Origin of the sequence: Enterocloster bolteae, assembly GCF_002234575.2 — a bacterium.
Taxonomy (GTDB): domain Bacteria; phylum Bacillota; class Clostridia; order Lachnospirales; family Lachnospiraceae; genus Enterocloster; species Enterocloster bolteae.
In genome coordinates, this window is the sequence record NZ_CP022464.2 from 5,886,337 (window position 1) to 5,901,695 (window position 15,359).

Below are 15,359 nucleotides of genomic sequence, written 5' to 3' on the forward strand. Positions count from 1 at the left end.
GGGAAGCATCTGCCTCCCGGACTCTGTATCTGTATTGCCATGATTACTCTTCTCTCTTTTTCCTGACAAGCAGCCAGATAATTACAAACCCGGTACATAAAATCATAACCTGAAATACAAGGATGACGCAGATGCCTGCCAGCACCAGAAAGCCCGCAGCCCTTAATCCGCTGCCAGAGCTTCCCTCAGAGTTCGTTCCTGCCTGGTCCGGGTCCTCCTGTGACGGGATATCCTGTGATGGGTTCTCCTGTGACGGGTCCTCAGCTCCCTCACCATCCTGATCCAGTCCCTGGATCCTGCGCACATCCCCTGCCAGGGCTTCCAGCTCACTGCTGTCAAACACATCCCTCAGCCCGCAGCGGTACATGGTGTCGCGGTAGGGGGCATCCAGACCTTCATTCAAAAGTCCCATATACGTATCCACAGCGCCGTCCCAGTCCCTCCTGGACATGGTCCAGAGATCAAGGGCCGACAGAGCCGAGGTTCCATATCCCATATAGTACAGGGGGCTGTAAAACAGATGCGACACATCCACCCAGTCATAGCACACGCCCTCGTCGTAGACATCAAAATACCATCCATGATAGGAATCCTGTATCTCTTTGAATGTGCGGTTCATGTCCTCCAGACTCATGTCCGGATCCATGTAAACAGCTTCCTCAAATTCCTGCAGCATGCAGGACATAATGATCACATACAGCATATCCGTAACAGTCTCAAACTCAAAGGCCTCTGCCCCTTCGCCAAACATATCCCCCGCATACTGGTTGACCAGCATCTCCAACCCCTGTGACTGGACCTCGCACACATCCACACTGTAACCCTGGAACAGTTCAGGCACCGAATTATAATAATAGGAGCTGAAATGCCCGAATTCATGAATCAGGGACTGGTAATCCGTAAATGTATGGTTTCTGTTGATGAAAATAAATGCGTCGCCATAGCTTGGAAGCCCTACGGTATAATTATTATCCATCCTGTCCTGTCCGTCTTCCCCGGACTGGATATCATACAGCTCGTTGTCCTGCATATACCGGAAAATCTCACCCAGCTCAGGATTCACCGATCCGACAGCCCTTCCAACACCGGCCAGTATGTCCTGGGCGGAACTCTCTTCCACAAGGTCCAGGGAGTCATAGGATTCCTGGGCCACATCCATATACCAGATGTCATTATTAAGGGGAACAATACGGGTCTTTACATCCGAGCAAAGCCCCTCTGCGTCCTGAAGGGTATAGTCCCTTCCGTAAACAGCCTCAAAGGAATAACGGGCATAGTTGTCATAGCCTTTAAGCTCTGCTGTCCGGCGGCGCACCTGGACCAGTTCCCGGAACTTGCTGCCCAGAACCCGGTTCTTTTCCCTGACAAGTGCATCCTCAATCTCAGCGTACTGCCCGTCGTCAAGGTCCGGTTCCCGTTCCAGCCGGCTGTAGCTCCACTGTCCGCCCTCCAGCTCCACCGTAAAATCGCCGGCAGCCAGTTTGTCATACTCCCTGAGAAGCTCCTGCTCCCTCCGGTTCAGTTCGGTCAGTTCCCCGGAATTTTCCCTGTAATATTCGATGTAAGGCGCATATTCAATCCCCATCTTATCTGTCAGGAGTTCTTTATAGGATGAGTTCATCCCCTTCTTAAGGCAGGCTGCAGCCTTATCCCCCATCTCGGAGTAGATGTCCGTGGTATATGCCTGTTCTGCGGCAGCCTGCTCATCCGACACGTCCCTGTCATAGTTCAGCTGGGCCATATAAGTCAGGGTAGCCAGACGGTCATACTCATCCACAATGGCATCGTATAGCCTCAGCACCTCCTCTTCCCGGCCTTGCGAAGCACAGGCCTGTTCAAAATCAGCCATGGCCTGTTCCATGGCAGCCGGGTCATAGTGCTCGTATGGCCTCCGGGAATAGGGAACGGCTTCATGGACCTTTCCGCCGGCTTTGCTGACATATTCCGGTTCCCGGGCCCTTTCCCGGGCAGTCAGGCTTCCCTGAGACGCGCTGCAGGAGGTGATCGTCAGTGACATCACCAATGCCAGGACCAGTGCTGCCCCGCGCCTTAGACTCCTTTTCCACATTCCGTTTTTCACAGCAGGCCCTCCTTACATATTATGGTATATGCCTATTGTAACACCCCGGACGTTTTACCGCCAGTTGATTTAATGTCTCATCTCCGGTCCATGGTCCATGCTGCCTGCCTAATCTCCGGTTATCCATCCTTCCTCCTCCGGAAGCAGGAAATAGTTATTATCCCTGTCCGAATCAGCAATCATGGCGTCCAGCTCCCGGATCAGATAGCTGTCCGGCATGTTTCTCTCCCAGAACCGGTATCCCTTGGTGCTCTTTATACCTTTGACGTCAATTTCCCGTCCTGCATAGTAATCAATGTATACCCCTGCATAGGTTGCTGCCATGGAATGTTCCACGTCTGCCCCCAGGTTCTTCACAACGCCCCGTATCTGGTCGCTGATCAGCTTTTGTATGTACCGGTAGGACCAGTCTTCAAAATCCAGCAGGTCCGGATTGGTGCTTCCGTTTTTCTGTGCCCAGGCAGATACATCCACAGCCCTGGTGGCATAGGAAATACTTCCGTCCTCCTCCCATAACACCTCTCCATACTGGCAGGGCGGTATGCTGAGGGCATCTGTCACGATTTCCTGTATGCCGTAATTTCCTTCCGGAACTCCGGGCTCGCTCTTATGCTTGCGGATACGCTGCACATGCAGGTGTCCGCTGAAAAAAAGCGGGAGCTCATATTTCTGAAGAAGGGAAATCACCTCTTTGTTGTTGTCCATGGCGCACTGGGTGGTATACATCCTGCTCTGGGCCAGCAGATTATGGTGGGCAATGGGTATCACAAACACTCCCTCCTCCTTTGCCCTGGCCAGCTGTTCATCGGCCCAGGCCATGGTGCTGTCTTTCAGTCTTCCCTCCACCTTGTTATCCGGCTCATATTGGCAGGAGTCCAGCATCAGAAGCCAGTTTCTGTCATCCAGGGCGTAGACATAGCTCAGTGAGCTGTCGTCCCGGCTCAGTGCCTGGTCATAACCGTATTCATGGTAAATCTCATGGAATTCAGGCCCGTCAATATAGGGAGCCGGCTCTTTCCGGGCGCCGTAGTACACCGAAGCGTCATGGTTATTGATATCATGGTTTCCCGGTATCACCAGGACCTGTATGCCTGCGTCCTGGACCCTTTTAAGCCTTGCCGCCAGCTCCTCATGGTTCAGCCGCTCCCCGTTCATAGTAATATCGCCACTGAGAACCAGGGCAGAGGGCCGTTCCTCTATGACCTCGTCCAGAAATGCTTCCAAAAGCTCAGGCAGATACTGGACCACCTTTCCGTCACTCCGCTCCACAAACAACCGGAAAGCTTCCCCGCCGTCTCCAGCTAAAGCGCTTTGATAGTGAAGGTCTGTTGCCAGGATCAGCCTGGGCGGTATGTAGGGTTCCTCAGGGGCTTGCGGAGGAGTCCACATACCGGGAAATTTCTTCTTCCACTCCTTATAGCCCTCCTGCCTGATTACTTCATCCTGGGGTTCCTGTGCCTGGGAATCCGTAGCCAATTCCGGCCCGGCCGGTTCCTCCCATTCCTCCCCTGTCTTTGCTTCCCGGGTGCCCTCAGGCCCCCCGCTTTCCCTGCTCTCAACCGATACAGGCCCTGAAGGCTCCATTAAAGTCTTTAAAACGTGCAGTACCCCGAAGCATGCCATAAATACCATGGCATACATCAGGGCACTTATCATCCAGGTCTTTCTCTTCATGCAGTCTGCTCTTTCTGTATTAACTATCGCTGTGTTATATTATGCCCAGTTCCTTCATGGCATACGCGATTCCGTCCTCCTCCACATCCTTTGTCTCAAACGTGGCGTAGGGCTCCAGAACTTCGTCATGCTTTCCCATCAGGATACAGTTGCTTGCGTAGCGGAACATGGCAAGGTCATTGCCGCTGTCGCCGAACACATAGGCATCATCCAGAGAGATGCCGTAATGCTTCAATACCAAATCAATGGCCGTTGCCTTGGAATGTCCTCTGGGCACACATTCATATTCCCCGTTTCCGCGGTCTATGATTTCCATGTCCCTGAGCCGTCCGAAAAGCTCCTTGGGCCTGCTGTTTTCACCCGAGATAAGATAAAACTTATCATAGTCATAGCAGTCGTCCTCCCAGTCATATTCAGACACACAGTCCGAACGTCTGAGCGACGCCTTCATCTGCTCCACCCTTGGAATAGGTGACTGTGACCTGTGGATGTGGATTCCGTCCGACGCCTCAAGGGCTCCGTCCAGTCCGCACGCATCAATATGGCCCTTGATTTCCAGCCCTCTCTCATGAGGAATGTGGTAGCTGTACATGACCCTGCCCTCTGCAAGGATATAGGTCCCGCAGCCGCACAGATATCCGTCTGCTTCCACCAGCTTCTTAATTTCGCCCAGATGGGCATATACGCGGCCCGTATTGATGAACACCAGATGTCCTTTTGCGCGCGCCTCCTTCAGTGCCTGTACCGCACTTTCAGGAACCCGGCCCGTCTTTTCAGACAGGAGGGTTCCGTCAATATCATAAAATAAAGCTTTCGTTCTATTATTCATCATCTCTGAACACAATGGTCTGTGCTTCCTCGTCCATGCTCTCCACGATTGCCAGTGACTCCAGTCTGATTCCCTCTGAACGCAGCAGGTCTCCGCCTACCTGGAATCCCTTCTCGATGACAATGCCCGCGCCTACCAGTTCAGCGCCGGAATCCCGTACCAGGGCAGCCAGGCCCTCCAGAGCCTTTCCATTGGCCAGGAAGTCATCAATGAGCAGCACCTTGTCGCCGGCTCCCAGAAACTCTCTTGACACGATGATATCATAAACCCTGCCATGGGTGTAGGACTCCACCTTGGTGGTATAAACCTCGCCTGCAATATTCTTGGTCTGTGTCTTTTTGGCAAATACAACCGGCACATCAAAATACTGGGCCACAATACATGCAATTCCGATTCCGGAGGCCTCAATGGTAAGAATCTTGGTGACCTCCACATCGGCAAACCTGCGCTTAAATTCTTTTCCAATCTCTCCAAAAAGCTTAATGTCCATCTGATGGTTCAAGAAGCTGTCCACCTTCAGAACGTTTCCGGCTTTTATCTTGCCGTCCTTGCGTATCCTGTCCTTTAAAATCTGCATGTACGAGTCCTCCTTCTTCTTTTGGCAATCCTTCTTTACTGTGCGGCTGTGGTCTCTGCGGCTGTTGTTTCTGCTGGAGCTGTGGTCTCTTCTGCTGCCGGTGTTTCTTCTGAAGTTTCGGTTTCTGCTGCTGTTGTCTCTGCTTCTGTTGTTTCCTCTGCGGCAGCAGTTTCCCCTGCGGCTGTTGTCTCCTCAGCCGGAGCAGCTGCGTCCTGGGCCTCGTTGACTGCGTTGTCCGCCATGAACTTCATAACCTTCTGGTTCAAGGCCATTTCATCCAGGGTCTCCTGGCCGAAATATTCCACTGCGGCCTCAAGAGTCTGGCCGTTCATCTCCGCAAATGCCTGGCGGTCAGCATCCTCCAGGGTTATGCCCTCCAGCTCGGCAACCTTAAGGATAACCAGCTGGTTCTTCACATCATCCTTCACTGACGCGTAAACAGCTTCCTGTAATCCGGGCACATCCATGCCATTGGCCTTAGCCATGCCGGACAGGTTGGTGCCGTACATCTTAGCCTGCTCTTCATACTGCTTGATGCGGTCATTATAACGTCTGGAAAGGGTGTTCTTGTTCAGCTTGAACTTAGAGTTCTCAACCACATTCTTAAGTACATACTGCTGGATCTGAAGGTCGGCAGACTGCTGCTTCTGCTTTAAAAGGTCTTCCTTAACACTGGCCCTGTACTCATCCACTGTCTTAAAATCAGAAACACTCTGTACAAACGCGTCATCCAGTACAGCAGACTGCTTTTCCTTTACAGCATTCACAGTCACCTCAAATACAACGGCCTGTCCTGCCAGGGCTTTCTCGCTGTAGTCCTCAGGGAACGTCAGGTTCAGTTCCTTCTTATCGCCCTTCTTTGTGCCAATCAGTCCGTCCTCAAATCCATCGATCATCCTGCCGGATCCCAGGGTCAGGTCCTGTCCTTCGCCGGTGCCGCCTGCAAATTCCACACCGTCCTGTTTTCCCACATAATCAATGTTGACAATATCGCCTTCTGCGGCAGGCCTGTCCACTTCCTCAATTTTAGGATTCTGGCTGAGTACCTGGTTGATTTTTGACTCCACCTCGGCATCTGTTACCATGACAGCCGGTACATTTACCTTTACGCCCTTATACTCTGACAGCTCTACCGTGCCCAGATTCTCCTTTCCTTCCGTCTGGCTGGCCCCGCAGCCTGTCATGATGGAAGCTGCAACCAGTCCGCATAAACATATGAGTGCTAATTTTTTCATTTTACATATCCCTTTTCTATCCTGATTTCACACGCAGGACCTTGAATTATCCTTATTTTTCCATTCATCCCCAAATAGCGTGCGCTGTACATAGTTATATCATACCTGTCCGTGAAAAAAAAGACTTTCCACCAATTTCATGAAAATTTAAGCAACGGTCCGCAGACTATTTGTAGAATGCCTTAAACGCCTTATACGTATGATAGACATCCAGCTTGGAAGCCAGCTCAAAAGGAGAATGCATGGACAGGATGGGCACGCCCAAATCCACAGTATCCACATCCATGTGCGCCACAAACTGGGCAATGGTACCGCCGCCGCCCACATCCACGGCTCCCAGCTCACCGGCCTGCCAATACACGCCTTCCTCCTCCATAATGGCAATGACCTTTGCCATGGTCTCGGCGCTGGCGTCGTTGGAGCCGGACTTTCCCCTGGCTCCCGTATACTTTGTCAGCACACAGCCTTTGTTGATATAGCTTGTGTTGCGTCCCTCGTACACATCCGGGAAGTTGGGGTCGAACGCAGCATTCACATCCGAAGAAAGGCACAGGGATTTTCTCAATACTTCCCTGGGGCTGACACCTGCCTGTTCCGCCAAATCTTCTATGTAATGAAGCACAAAATCCGAATTCAAACCCGTGTTGCCGGTGGAGCCGATCTCTTCCTTGTCAGCCAGAATGGTCACGGTTGTGTGGGCAGGCTTCTTTGCATCTATCTCAGCCGTCAGAGCCGTATAAGCGCAAACCCTGTCATCCTGTCCGTAAGCGCCTATCATGCTGGTGTCAAAGCCAACGTCCCTGGCCTTTACAGCGGGTACCATTTCAATTTCAGCGCGGAAAAAGTCTTTTTCCGTAATTCCGTACTTTTCATTTAAAAGACTTAAGGCCATCAGCTTTACAGGCTCTTTTACCTCCTCATCCTGGAAGGGGAGGGATCCAACCACAATATTCAGCTCCTCGCCCTTTAACCCGTCCTTTAAGGGACGCTCGTTCTGCCTGGCAGCCAGGTGGGGAAGCAGGTCTGTCACGCAGAATACCGGCTCCTTCTCATCCTCTCCAATGGAAACCTCCACCGTCTCTCCGTTTTTCTTCACCACCACACCGTGCATGGCCAGGGGAATGGTCCCCCACTGGTATTTGCGGATGCCGCCGTAATAATGGGTTTTGAAAAATGCTATATCCTCCTTCTCGTACAGGGGATTGGGCTTTAAGTCCAGCCTGGGGGAATCAATATGGGCCCCGTTGATTCTCAGGCCCTGGTCCAGGGGCTTCTTTCCAAAGGTGGTGGCAATCAGCGATTTGCCCCGGTTCACATAATACACCTTATCTCCCGGCTCATAGGATTCCCCTGAGTCAAAGGGCTTATAGCCTGCCTTTTTAAGCATCTTTACCGCTTCCTTCACACACTCCCGCTCGGTCTTTCCCACATCCAGAAATTCCTTATAGCCCTCGCAGTATTTAAACGCCTTTTCCGCCTGCTCCGGTTTATCCTTTCCAATATGAGGGAACGCCCATGTAAGCTGCTCCTGTAATTCCTGTCCTTTTGTCTTCTTAGCCATTATTTTCCTCCTGGTATATTTTATTTATATAATCTGATTCTTTACTGACTTAAGTTATGACGGTTCCGCCATCTATAATTCAAATGTCCGCTTCCGCCCGCAGCGCTTCGCTTCCTCCCCCTGTCCGTTTCTTCCTGCCGGGCTGAGGCGTCTGTGCTTCACATCCAGCAAAAGCGCGGAGGATTGGGCATCACCGGACCCGGCAGCGGCTTCTATCATCTTCTTAATCTCATCCTCTCCCAGCCGGGCCGACCGGGCCATAAAGCCCAGGATATCCCGCTCTCCCCGCTCTATCAGCCCCTTTGCGCCTTCACCGGCATGAGTCCTTACATAATCCCAGTACTCATCCTCTGCACTTTCCCTTAAACCGCAGGGCCAGTACAGGCGGTACAGGGCCAGACGCACTGCCAGCTCCGGCTTTTCCTGGACCTTTACATGGGGAAACAGCCTGTCATATTCATCAAAACGGAAATCCCCTCCGTCAAAACAGTACCGGTACATATGGCCGCAGCCGTGCATTTCCCTCATGATGATGCGGGCCGGTGTGTTCTCCACGGACTCCTCAAAAAATTCCGGAAATATAAGCTTTGCCAGGAGCGTCCCCGAACCGGACCTGTAATTTACGGACAGGGTCTGGTGAAGCTCCGACAGGATATCCTTAAAACAGGACTTCCTGCCCTCCGCAACGCGGATATCCAGGCACCTGAGACCTGTACAGCCGGTAAATACCCCGGCTCCCCAGTCCTCCACGGCGCTGCTGCATGAGAGCCGCTTCAGGCCGCTGCAGTTATAGAAACCATAGGCTCCCACCTTCCTGATTGTATCAGGCAGTATGATTTCCTCCACCCGGCTGCCGCAAAGCTCCGGCTCCCCCAGATATTCACAGGGCGGCGGTTCCCGCCTGCGCACCGTATCCGAAAAAAGGTAGCCTGCAAACTCGGTCACAGGCATGCCATCAACCGTCCCCGGTATCTCCAGAATTTTGTCCAAACCATAACAACGCTGGAGGCATACCCCGTCCAGCGTTTTTTCATATAATATTCTCATGGTATCAGTTTAATCAGTTTAGGGGATTTTTTCAAGACTATTTTACTTCCAGAAAAAATATTCAAAAAAATACCGGTCCGCCTGCCTCTTTTGACGCCTGCTTCCCGGTATATCCTGGAACGTATCTGAACTGCTGCACCCTTGGGTTCCTTCTATTCATCCACAAACCTGTACCCCACGCCCACCTCTGTGAGTATGAACCTGGGATTGGCCGTGTTATCCTCAATCTTTCTCCGTATATTTGCCATGAACACCCGCAGGGACTGGTAATCATCCGTGGTGTCATATCCCCACACCTCCTGCTGGATATAATGATGGGTCAGCACCTTGCCGCTGTTATTCACCAGAAGGACCATCATCTTATATTCCAGGGGAGTCAGATGTACTTCCTGGTCATGGACATACAGTTTACGCTTTTCAAAATCCAGCCGGAAATAGTCCAGACAGAACTCCTGCTCCTGGTGGTTCATCGTGGAGCTCTTATGGCGCAGCCCCACGCGGATTCTGGCCAGCAGCTCCTCGGCGCTGAAGGGCTTAGTCACGTAGTCGTCCGCTCCCTGGTCCAGGGCGCTTATTTTCTCCCGCTCCTGTCCCCTGGCGGAAACCACGATAATAGGCACATCGGACTTCTGGCGGATCTGGCGCAGCACCTCCATGCCGTCGATATCCGGCAGTCCCAAATCCAGCAGAATCAGGTCCGGATGATCCGCGTAAAAGAGGGATATGCCGGACAGTCCGTTATCAGCCAATATATAAGCGTAACCCCTTGTCTTCAGGGATATCTTCATAAAATTCTGTATGCTCTTGTCATCCTCAATGACAAGGATCGTTGTCTCATTCATCCTTCCTGTCCTCCATTGGCATTGCTACTTCAAATACAGCTCCCCCCTGGGGGCTGTTGAAGGCCCTGATGGTGCCGCCCTGGGCCTCCACCATGGCCTTGCATATGGTAAGCCCCAGGCCCACGCCCCGCTGCTTATCCCCGTTCTCATAAGCAGTGGTAAAGAAATTATCGAAAATCTTATCTATCTTATCATTGGGAATCCCTATTCCATTATCTGAAACCACAAACTTCAGGCAATTTCCATCCTGTTTTACCCTGAGGGTCACCGTGGTGCCGGTCCCGGAATGGCGGAACGCATTGTCCAGAAGATTGACCAGAACCTGGATGAACAGTCTCCCGTCCACAGATACCAGAAGTATGTCCTCCGGCGTCTCCATCTTAAGTGTATGGTTCCCCACCCGGTTGGAAACCAGCCGGACAGCGGAGGCCACAAGGTCGTCCACCACTTCCTTCTTTTTATTGATATCCAGACGGCCCTCCTGGATTCGCGTCAGGTTCAGCAGGTTTTCCACCATGGTGCTGAGCCATTCGGAATCCGAGCATATATCCTTCAGCATGCTCTTAATCGTAGCTTCATCCATGATGCCCAGATTGTCCAGAAGAAATCCCGCACTGCCGGTAATTCCTGTAAGAGGCGTGCGCAGGTCGTGGGATATGCTCCTTAAAAGGGTGCTCTTTAACCGTTCCCGCTCTACCTGAATCCTGGTATTTTCCTTCTCCCGGCTGAGCAGCTCCCTCTCAATAACCAGGGTCAGCTGGGAAATGACCGTGTCCACATATATCTTTTCCTCTTCGCTTAAGGTCCAGCCCTCACAGTCAAATATAATCACACCGTAAGTCTTTTCCCGGTTGCGGATAGGCACGTACAGCCCATTGTCATCCGGAAACTGGCATTCTCCATGACCGCAGGGAATGGACTGCCTGTAGCACCATTCCGCCATGTAATTGGGAAATTCCTTTTTCTCGTCCTCCTTCAACAGGACGCTCACCGGCTTTCCGGTCAGATTGGACAGGCTTTCTTCGCTGTACTCCTTAATCTGCTGGTAACCGGACAGATTCAGGAATCCGCTTCCTATCTCATTCATCCTGGCCGTAATCTCTCTCTTTTTGTTGGCAATCTGCATCTGCTTCTGCAGCTTCACCACCAGGGTGGCCACAATAGAGGCAGCCGCCACAAAGACAATGGAGGATACCACGTAGTTCACATCATCCATATGGAACGTAAGCTTTGGCTCCGTAAAGAGATAGTTGAACGTAAAGGTAAAGACAATGGCCGCGCACAGGGCCCAGGCCAGGCTGCTGGTAGCCAGTATGCTGATGAGCACCCCCAGCAGATATACTAAAAGCAGGTTCTCCGCCCTGATCCCGCAGCTGTCCAGCACAATGGCCAGTATGGTGGAAATCACCCATATGACAGCCATTTTTGCACATGCCTTTACAAAGTCCAGAACCCAGTCCCAACTATATAACATAACTCCTTTTACTCTCCCTCTTCCTGCTTTTGCCCTAAAATGGCCTGGGCAAGGATCATGGGCAGGTTCACTGCCCTGTCCACTCCCAGCTCCTCAAACAGAGCCGCGTTCCTGGGGTTGTGCACCAGGCAGACGGACCGTTTGATTCCCAGAACCTTCCTGCCCATCTGGCATATCTCAAAATTATCCGTGTCCTCCCGGCCCAGGGCCAGGATAACATCATAATTGCGGATACCTGCTTCCTCCAGAATAAACTGCCTGCAGGGATCTCCCAGAACCGCGTTCACATTGTAGGAGGCGCAGAGATGCTCACAGAATGCTTTGTCCGGATCGATCACAGTTACCTTATATTTTTTCTCCATCAGAAGGCCGATGAGAAAATCCGCATATTCTCCCCCCAGCGCCACTGCTATCTTCATGCTCACACAGCCACCTCCCTGCTCACTGTCTCTGCCAGACGTCCATAATCATCCGCTGACAAATCATAGAGACTGATGGGTTTAACAGGCAGATCCGTAACCAGCTGGTGCCTTCCGGTGTCATCCAGACGGGCATAGACCTGGCTCACATGGAAAATACGGCTGGCAATCTGAGCCAGCAGGAGATTGGTATTGTCATCCTGGGTGGATGCGATAAACAGACCTGCATCCTCAATCCCGGCTGCCTTTAAGACCTGGGGATCCGTTGGGTCCCCTTCCATCTCATACCCCCTGAACTCCTCCGGCAGGTAACGGAAGCTTTCCCTGTCCTTATCCAGCACCACAACTTTATGGCCTTTCTTATATAATGACTTTGCCAGCGCAGCCCCCAACGGTCCGCAGCCCGCGATTACGATACATTTATTTTTATGGAATAACATACGATCTCCTCCTTTCATTTATATGTTCCCAATTCTATTGTAAAAGAGAACCATATAAAGAAACTAGAGAAAATGTATTAGGGGGGCATAAAGATTCTATAAAGATATCTTTATCCCCCTCTTTATACTAAATACTATACCATGAATACCGGCCATGTCAAATCAAACCGGTCCCTCCGCCATGCCTACATGACTCCGAATGCCTTATAAAACAGCCATATGACGGTCCCCCCTATCAGTCCCACAGAGGTCACCACCCCTACCATGAATATGGCCGCGGCCAGCTGCACAATTACGCTGGAAATCAGCGGAAAGCGTTCACACAAATTATCTATCTTCTGTCCCACGGGACTCTTTAACTTAAATATCATTTTAGCTGTCATGGCAATTCCCTCTCTTCCTGCTTAAAGGATACTACCAGATAGCGTAAAGATTCCATCCATGGTTCACGGTATTGTATAAATTATCTGCAAATACGCGGCCCGCTCATATCCTTTAACCGGTAGGAAGTCTCCTCGGCAATGATATTTAAGACATTCTTGTCATTGGGCTTAATGATGTCTCCCCCTTTCATCTCCACACCAATGACCGCATAGACCGTATCGTCCTTATATACGGGCGTATATCTGGCCCTGGCTCCCGGCAGTGTATCTGTGGTGGCTCCGGCCTTATGATGGTTTTTATAGACCCAGGCCGCCACAGCCATCTCGTCCGGGTTCTTAAACAGGGAGGTAAGAGAGGACGCGTCCTCTCTTTCCGAGGCCGGATATATCTTCATCCGGTTCATTTTCCCGTCCAGCATATCGTATATAACAATGTTGCGTTTTAATAAGCTCTGTACCAGCCTTCCGCATATATCCAGTATCTCTTCACGGGTGGTTCCCTTTCTCAGATTCCGGTTGATACCAAACAGAATCTGCATATACCCCGATTCAGCCTCACTTTTCTCTGCTTCCCGCTTAAGCCTGGCCGCCATGGAGCTGGTAATCAGGGCACAGACAAGCATGGCCGCAAAGGTAAAAGGATAAATACTGCCGTCTGCCTGAAAGGTGTAGCGCGGCGGCGTGAAAAAGAAGTTGAACAGCAGCACCGATGCCACGGAAGCCAGAAAACCATAGGTACCGGCCCTGGTGACATAAGCTGCCAGCATGGTCCCCATCATGTAAATCATGGCCACATTGATGATGCCCAGCTTGTAGTGGTCCAGTACCATGGAAAGAAAGGTACATCCCGCCATGATAAGGCCTGTCTTTAAGATATCCATGCTGTATTTCCGTCCGTTTTCCGGCTTTTTAATCTTTCCGTTCTCCCTGGCCGCGGCATCCGGTATCACGTATACATCCATGTTGGGTACGGCCTTGATGAGACGGTCAATTATGGTGGACTTCAAGTGGAGGAAGCTGCGTTTCCTCACCGTCCTGCCTATGACAATCTTGGAAATGCCGTTCCTTCTGGCATAGCCCGCAATCTGCTGTACAATATCATCCCCGTAAAGGGTAATCACATTGGCCCTGAACTGCTTGGCCAGATTAATATTGGCCTCCATGCTCCTGCTGATTTTTGCATGTTCCCTTTTCATATCCGCTGTTTCCACCAGAACCGCTGTAAAATCCGCGTGAAACGCCCCTGCCATCCTGGCCGCGGTCCTGATTACCCTTGCATTGGTGGGGGAGGGGGACAGGCAGACCAGCACGTGCTCACCGGTGTAATAATCCTTGCCCGCCGCATCCCGCTCCCTGACCACCTCCCGGTTGACCCGGTCCGCTGTCCGCCTTAAGGCTATTTCACGCAGGGCAGACAGGTTTTCCACTGTAAAAAAGCGGACAGACGCCTTGTCCGCCTGGTCTTTGTGGTAAATCTTCCCGTCCTCCAGGCGCTGTCTCAGTTCCTCCGGCGCAATGTCCACCAGCTCCACCTGTCCGGCATCATCAAAAATATCGTCCGGGATTCGTTCATATACCCGCACATGGGTAATGGATGCCACGATGTCATGAAGGCTCTCCAGGTGCTGCACATTGACCGTGGTGTACACGTTGATTCCGGCGTCCAGCAGCTCAATCACATCCTGGTAGCGCTTTTTGTGACGGCAGCCCTGGGCATTGGTATGGGCCAGCTCATCCACCAGAATCAAATCCGGCCTTCTCATAAGGGCCGCATCCAGGTCAAATTCCTTCAGGATGATTCCCTTATACGTTACCGCCATTGGGGTCAGCAGCTCCATTCCGGCCAGCAGCTCCATTGTATCCGGCCTGTCATGGGGCTCTATGTATCCGGCCACCACATCCCGTCCCGCTGCCTTTTCCTGCCGGGCAGCCTCCAGCATGGCGTATGTCTTGCCTACTCCGGCCGCGTATCCGAAGAATATTTTAAGCCGTCCCCTTGCCTTGTCACTTTCCCTGGGAAAATTCTGCTTTAAAAGCAGCTCAGGGTCCGGTCTCTCATCCCGCTGCCCGTCCATAAGCCATTTCTCCTTTCTATTGCTCCGTTCTCTAAAACAGCTGTAGAGCTGCCGCAATGCGCGGCAACTCTATACACCATAAGCAAATCATGTTTAAATCAGTCCATCCAGAGCCAGATTCACTTTCAGCACATTCACCCTGGGCTCTCCGAAAATTCCCAGGAACCTGCCCGTGGTATACCTGCTGATGACGGCCTCCACATCCTCCACCGCCATATTCCGTTCCCTGGCAATCCGCTCTGCCTGGTAGCCGGCTGCCGCGGGAGAAATTTCCGGGTCCAGTCCGCTGCCTGAGCAGGTTACAAGGTCCACAGGAATGGGCTCCTCTCCCTTTTCCGGATGGGCTGCCCTGATTTTCTCCACCCGCTCAGCTATCATGGCTTCAAGCTCACTGCCTGCCGGTGTCTTGTTGGAGGCACCTGCATATGCCAGAGGCTCTCCGTTTTCGTCTGTAAATGTCCCTGTATCCACATTCATGACTCTGCCCCAAAGATACTGGTTTCCGGTAAACTCCTGGGCCAGAAGGGCGCTTCCATATTTAGTGCCGTCCTTGCCCACAATCACCGATCCGTTGGCCTCATGGCCAAATGCCACATTGGCCGCAGCCGTGATGACCGCCGGGTAAATGACGCTTGTTATGATTAACATGACCAGGAAAAAACCTGCCATTTTTGGCAATACTGATTTTACTGTTTTCATGAACATTCTCCTAACTTTGACTGA

The 15,359-nt window shown here is 51.8% G+C and carries 14 protein-coding genes; all 14 read right to left on the bottom strand.

What is annotated here, in order from left to right:
• Nucleotides 1-43 precede the first annotated feature (43 nt).
• A complete protein-coding gene (locus CGC65_RS27285; protein WP_002566739.1) occupies nt 44-2,080 on the bottom strand; it encodes a gluzincin family metallopeptidase in 2,037 nt (678 codons plus the stop codon).
• Nucleotides 2,081-2,188: 108 nt separating this feature from the next.
• Nucleotides 2,189-3,754 (bottom strand): metallophosphoesterase, encoded by a 1,566-nt coding sequence (locus CGC65_RS27290; protein WP_002566740.1) that lies wholly within the window; start codon nt 3,752-3,754, stop codon nt 2,189-2,191.
• Nucleotides 3,755-3,788: 34 nt separating this feature from the next.
• Nucleotides 3,789-4,598: an HAD-IIB family hydrolase gene (locus tag CGC65_RS27295; RefSeq protein ID WP_002566741.1), complete on the bottom strand. Its 810-nt coding sequence runs from the start codon at nt 4,596-4,598 to the stop codon at nt 3,789-3,791.
• Nucleotides 4,576-5,160 carry a xanthine phosphoribosyltransferase gene (locus CGC65_RS27300; RefSeq protein WP_002566742.1) on the bottom strand — a complete coding sequence of 195 codons (585 nt, stop codon included), beginning with the start codon at nt 5,158-5,160 and terminating at the stop codon, nt 4,576-4,578. Before CGC65_RS27300 ends, CGC65_RS27295 begins: the two co-directional genes overlap by 23 nt.
• A 35-nt stretch (nt 5,161-5,195) precedes the next feature.
• On the bottom strand, nt 5,196-6,395 hold the full coding sequence (tig, locus tag CGC65_RS27305) for a trigger factor (RefSeq protein ID WP_002566743.1): 1,200 nt from the start codon (nt 6,393-6,395) through the stop codon (nt 5,196-5,198).
• A 166-nt stretch (nt 6,396-6,561) separates the two neighbouring features.
• Nucleotides 6,562-7,956: an aminopeptidase gene (locus CGC65_RS27310; protein WP_002566744.1), complete on the bottom strand. Its 1,395-nt coding sequence runs from the start codon at nt 7,954-7,956 to the stop codon at nt 6,562-6,564.
• Between the two features lie 72 nt (nt 7,957-8,028).
• Nucleotides 8,029-9,003 carry a leucine-rich repeat protein gene (locus CGC65_RS27315; protein WP_002566745.1) on the bottom strand — a complete coding sequence of 325 codons (975 nt, stop codon included), beginning with the start codon at nt 9,001-9,003 and terminating at the stop codon, nt 8,029-8,031.
• Between the two features lie 152 nt (nt 9,004-9,155).
• Nucleotides 9,156-9,845, bottom strand: a complete 690-nt coding sequence (locus tag CGC65_RS27320; protein WP_002566746.1) for a response regulator — start codon at nt 9,843-9,845, stop codon at nt 9,156-9,158.
• Entirely contained in the window at nt 9,838-11,319 is a 1,482-nt protein-coding gene (locus CGC65_RS27325) for a sensor histidine kinase (protein WP_002566747.1), read from the bottom strand. The genes CGC65_RS27320 and CGC65_RS27325 overlap by 8 nt, the downstream gene beginning before the upstream one ends.
• A gap of 8 nt (nt 11,320-11,327) precedes the next feature.
• Nucleotides 11,328-11,738 carry a potassium channel family protein gene (locus CGC65_RS27330; protein WP_002566748.1) on the bottom strand — a complete coding sequence of 137 codons (411 nt, stop codon included), beginning with the start codon at nt 11,736-11,738 and terminating at the stop codon, nt 11,328-11,330.
• Nucleotides 11,739-11,740: 2 nt separating this feature from the next.
• Nucleotides 11,741-12,178: a potassium channel family protein gene (locus CGC65_RS27335; protein WP_002566749.1), complete on the bottom strand. Its 438-nt coding sequence runs from the start codon at nt 12,176-12,178 to the stop codon at nt 11,741-11,743.
• Nucleotides 12,179-12,363: 185 nt separating this feature from the next.
• On the bottom strand, nt 12,364-12,561 hold the full coding sequence (locus CGC65_RS27340) for a hypothetical protein (RefSeq protein ID WP_002566750.1): 198 nt from the start codon (nt 12,559-12,561) through the stop codon (nt 12,364-12,366).
• A gap of 80 nt (nt 12,562-12,641) precedes the next feature.
• A complete protein-coding gene (locus CGC65_RS27345) occupies nt 12,642-14,636 on the bottom strand; it encodes a DUF4118 domain-containing protein (protein ID WP_002566751.1) in 1,995 nt (664 codons plus the stop codon).
• 93 nt (nt 14,637-14,729) lie between these two features.
• Nucleotides 14,730-15,335, bottom strand: a complete 606-nt coding sequence (gene kdpC / locus CGC65_RS27350) for a potassium-transporting ATPase subunit KdpC (RefSeq protein ID WP_002566752.1) — start codon at nt 15,333-15,335, stop codon at nt 14,730-14,732.
• Between the last annotated feature and the right edge of the window lie 24 nt (nt 15,336-15,359).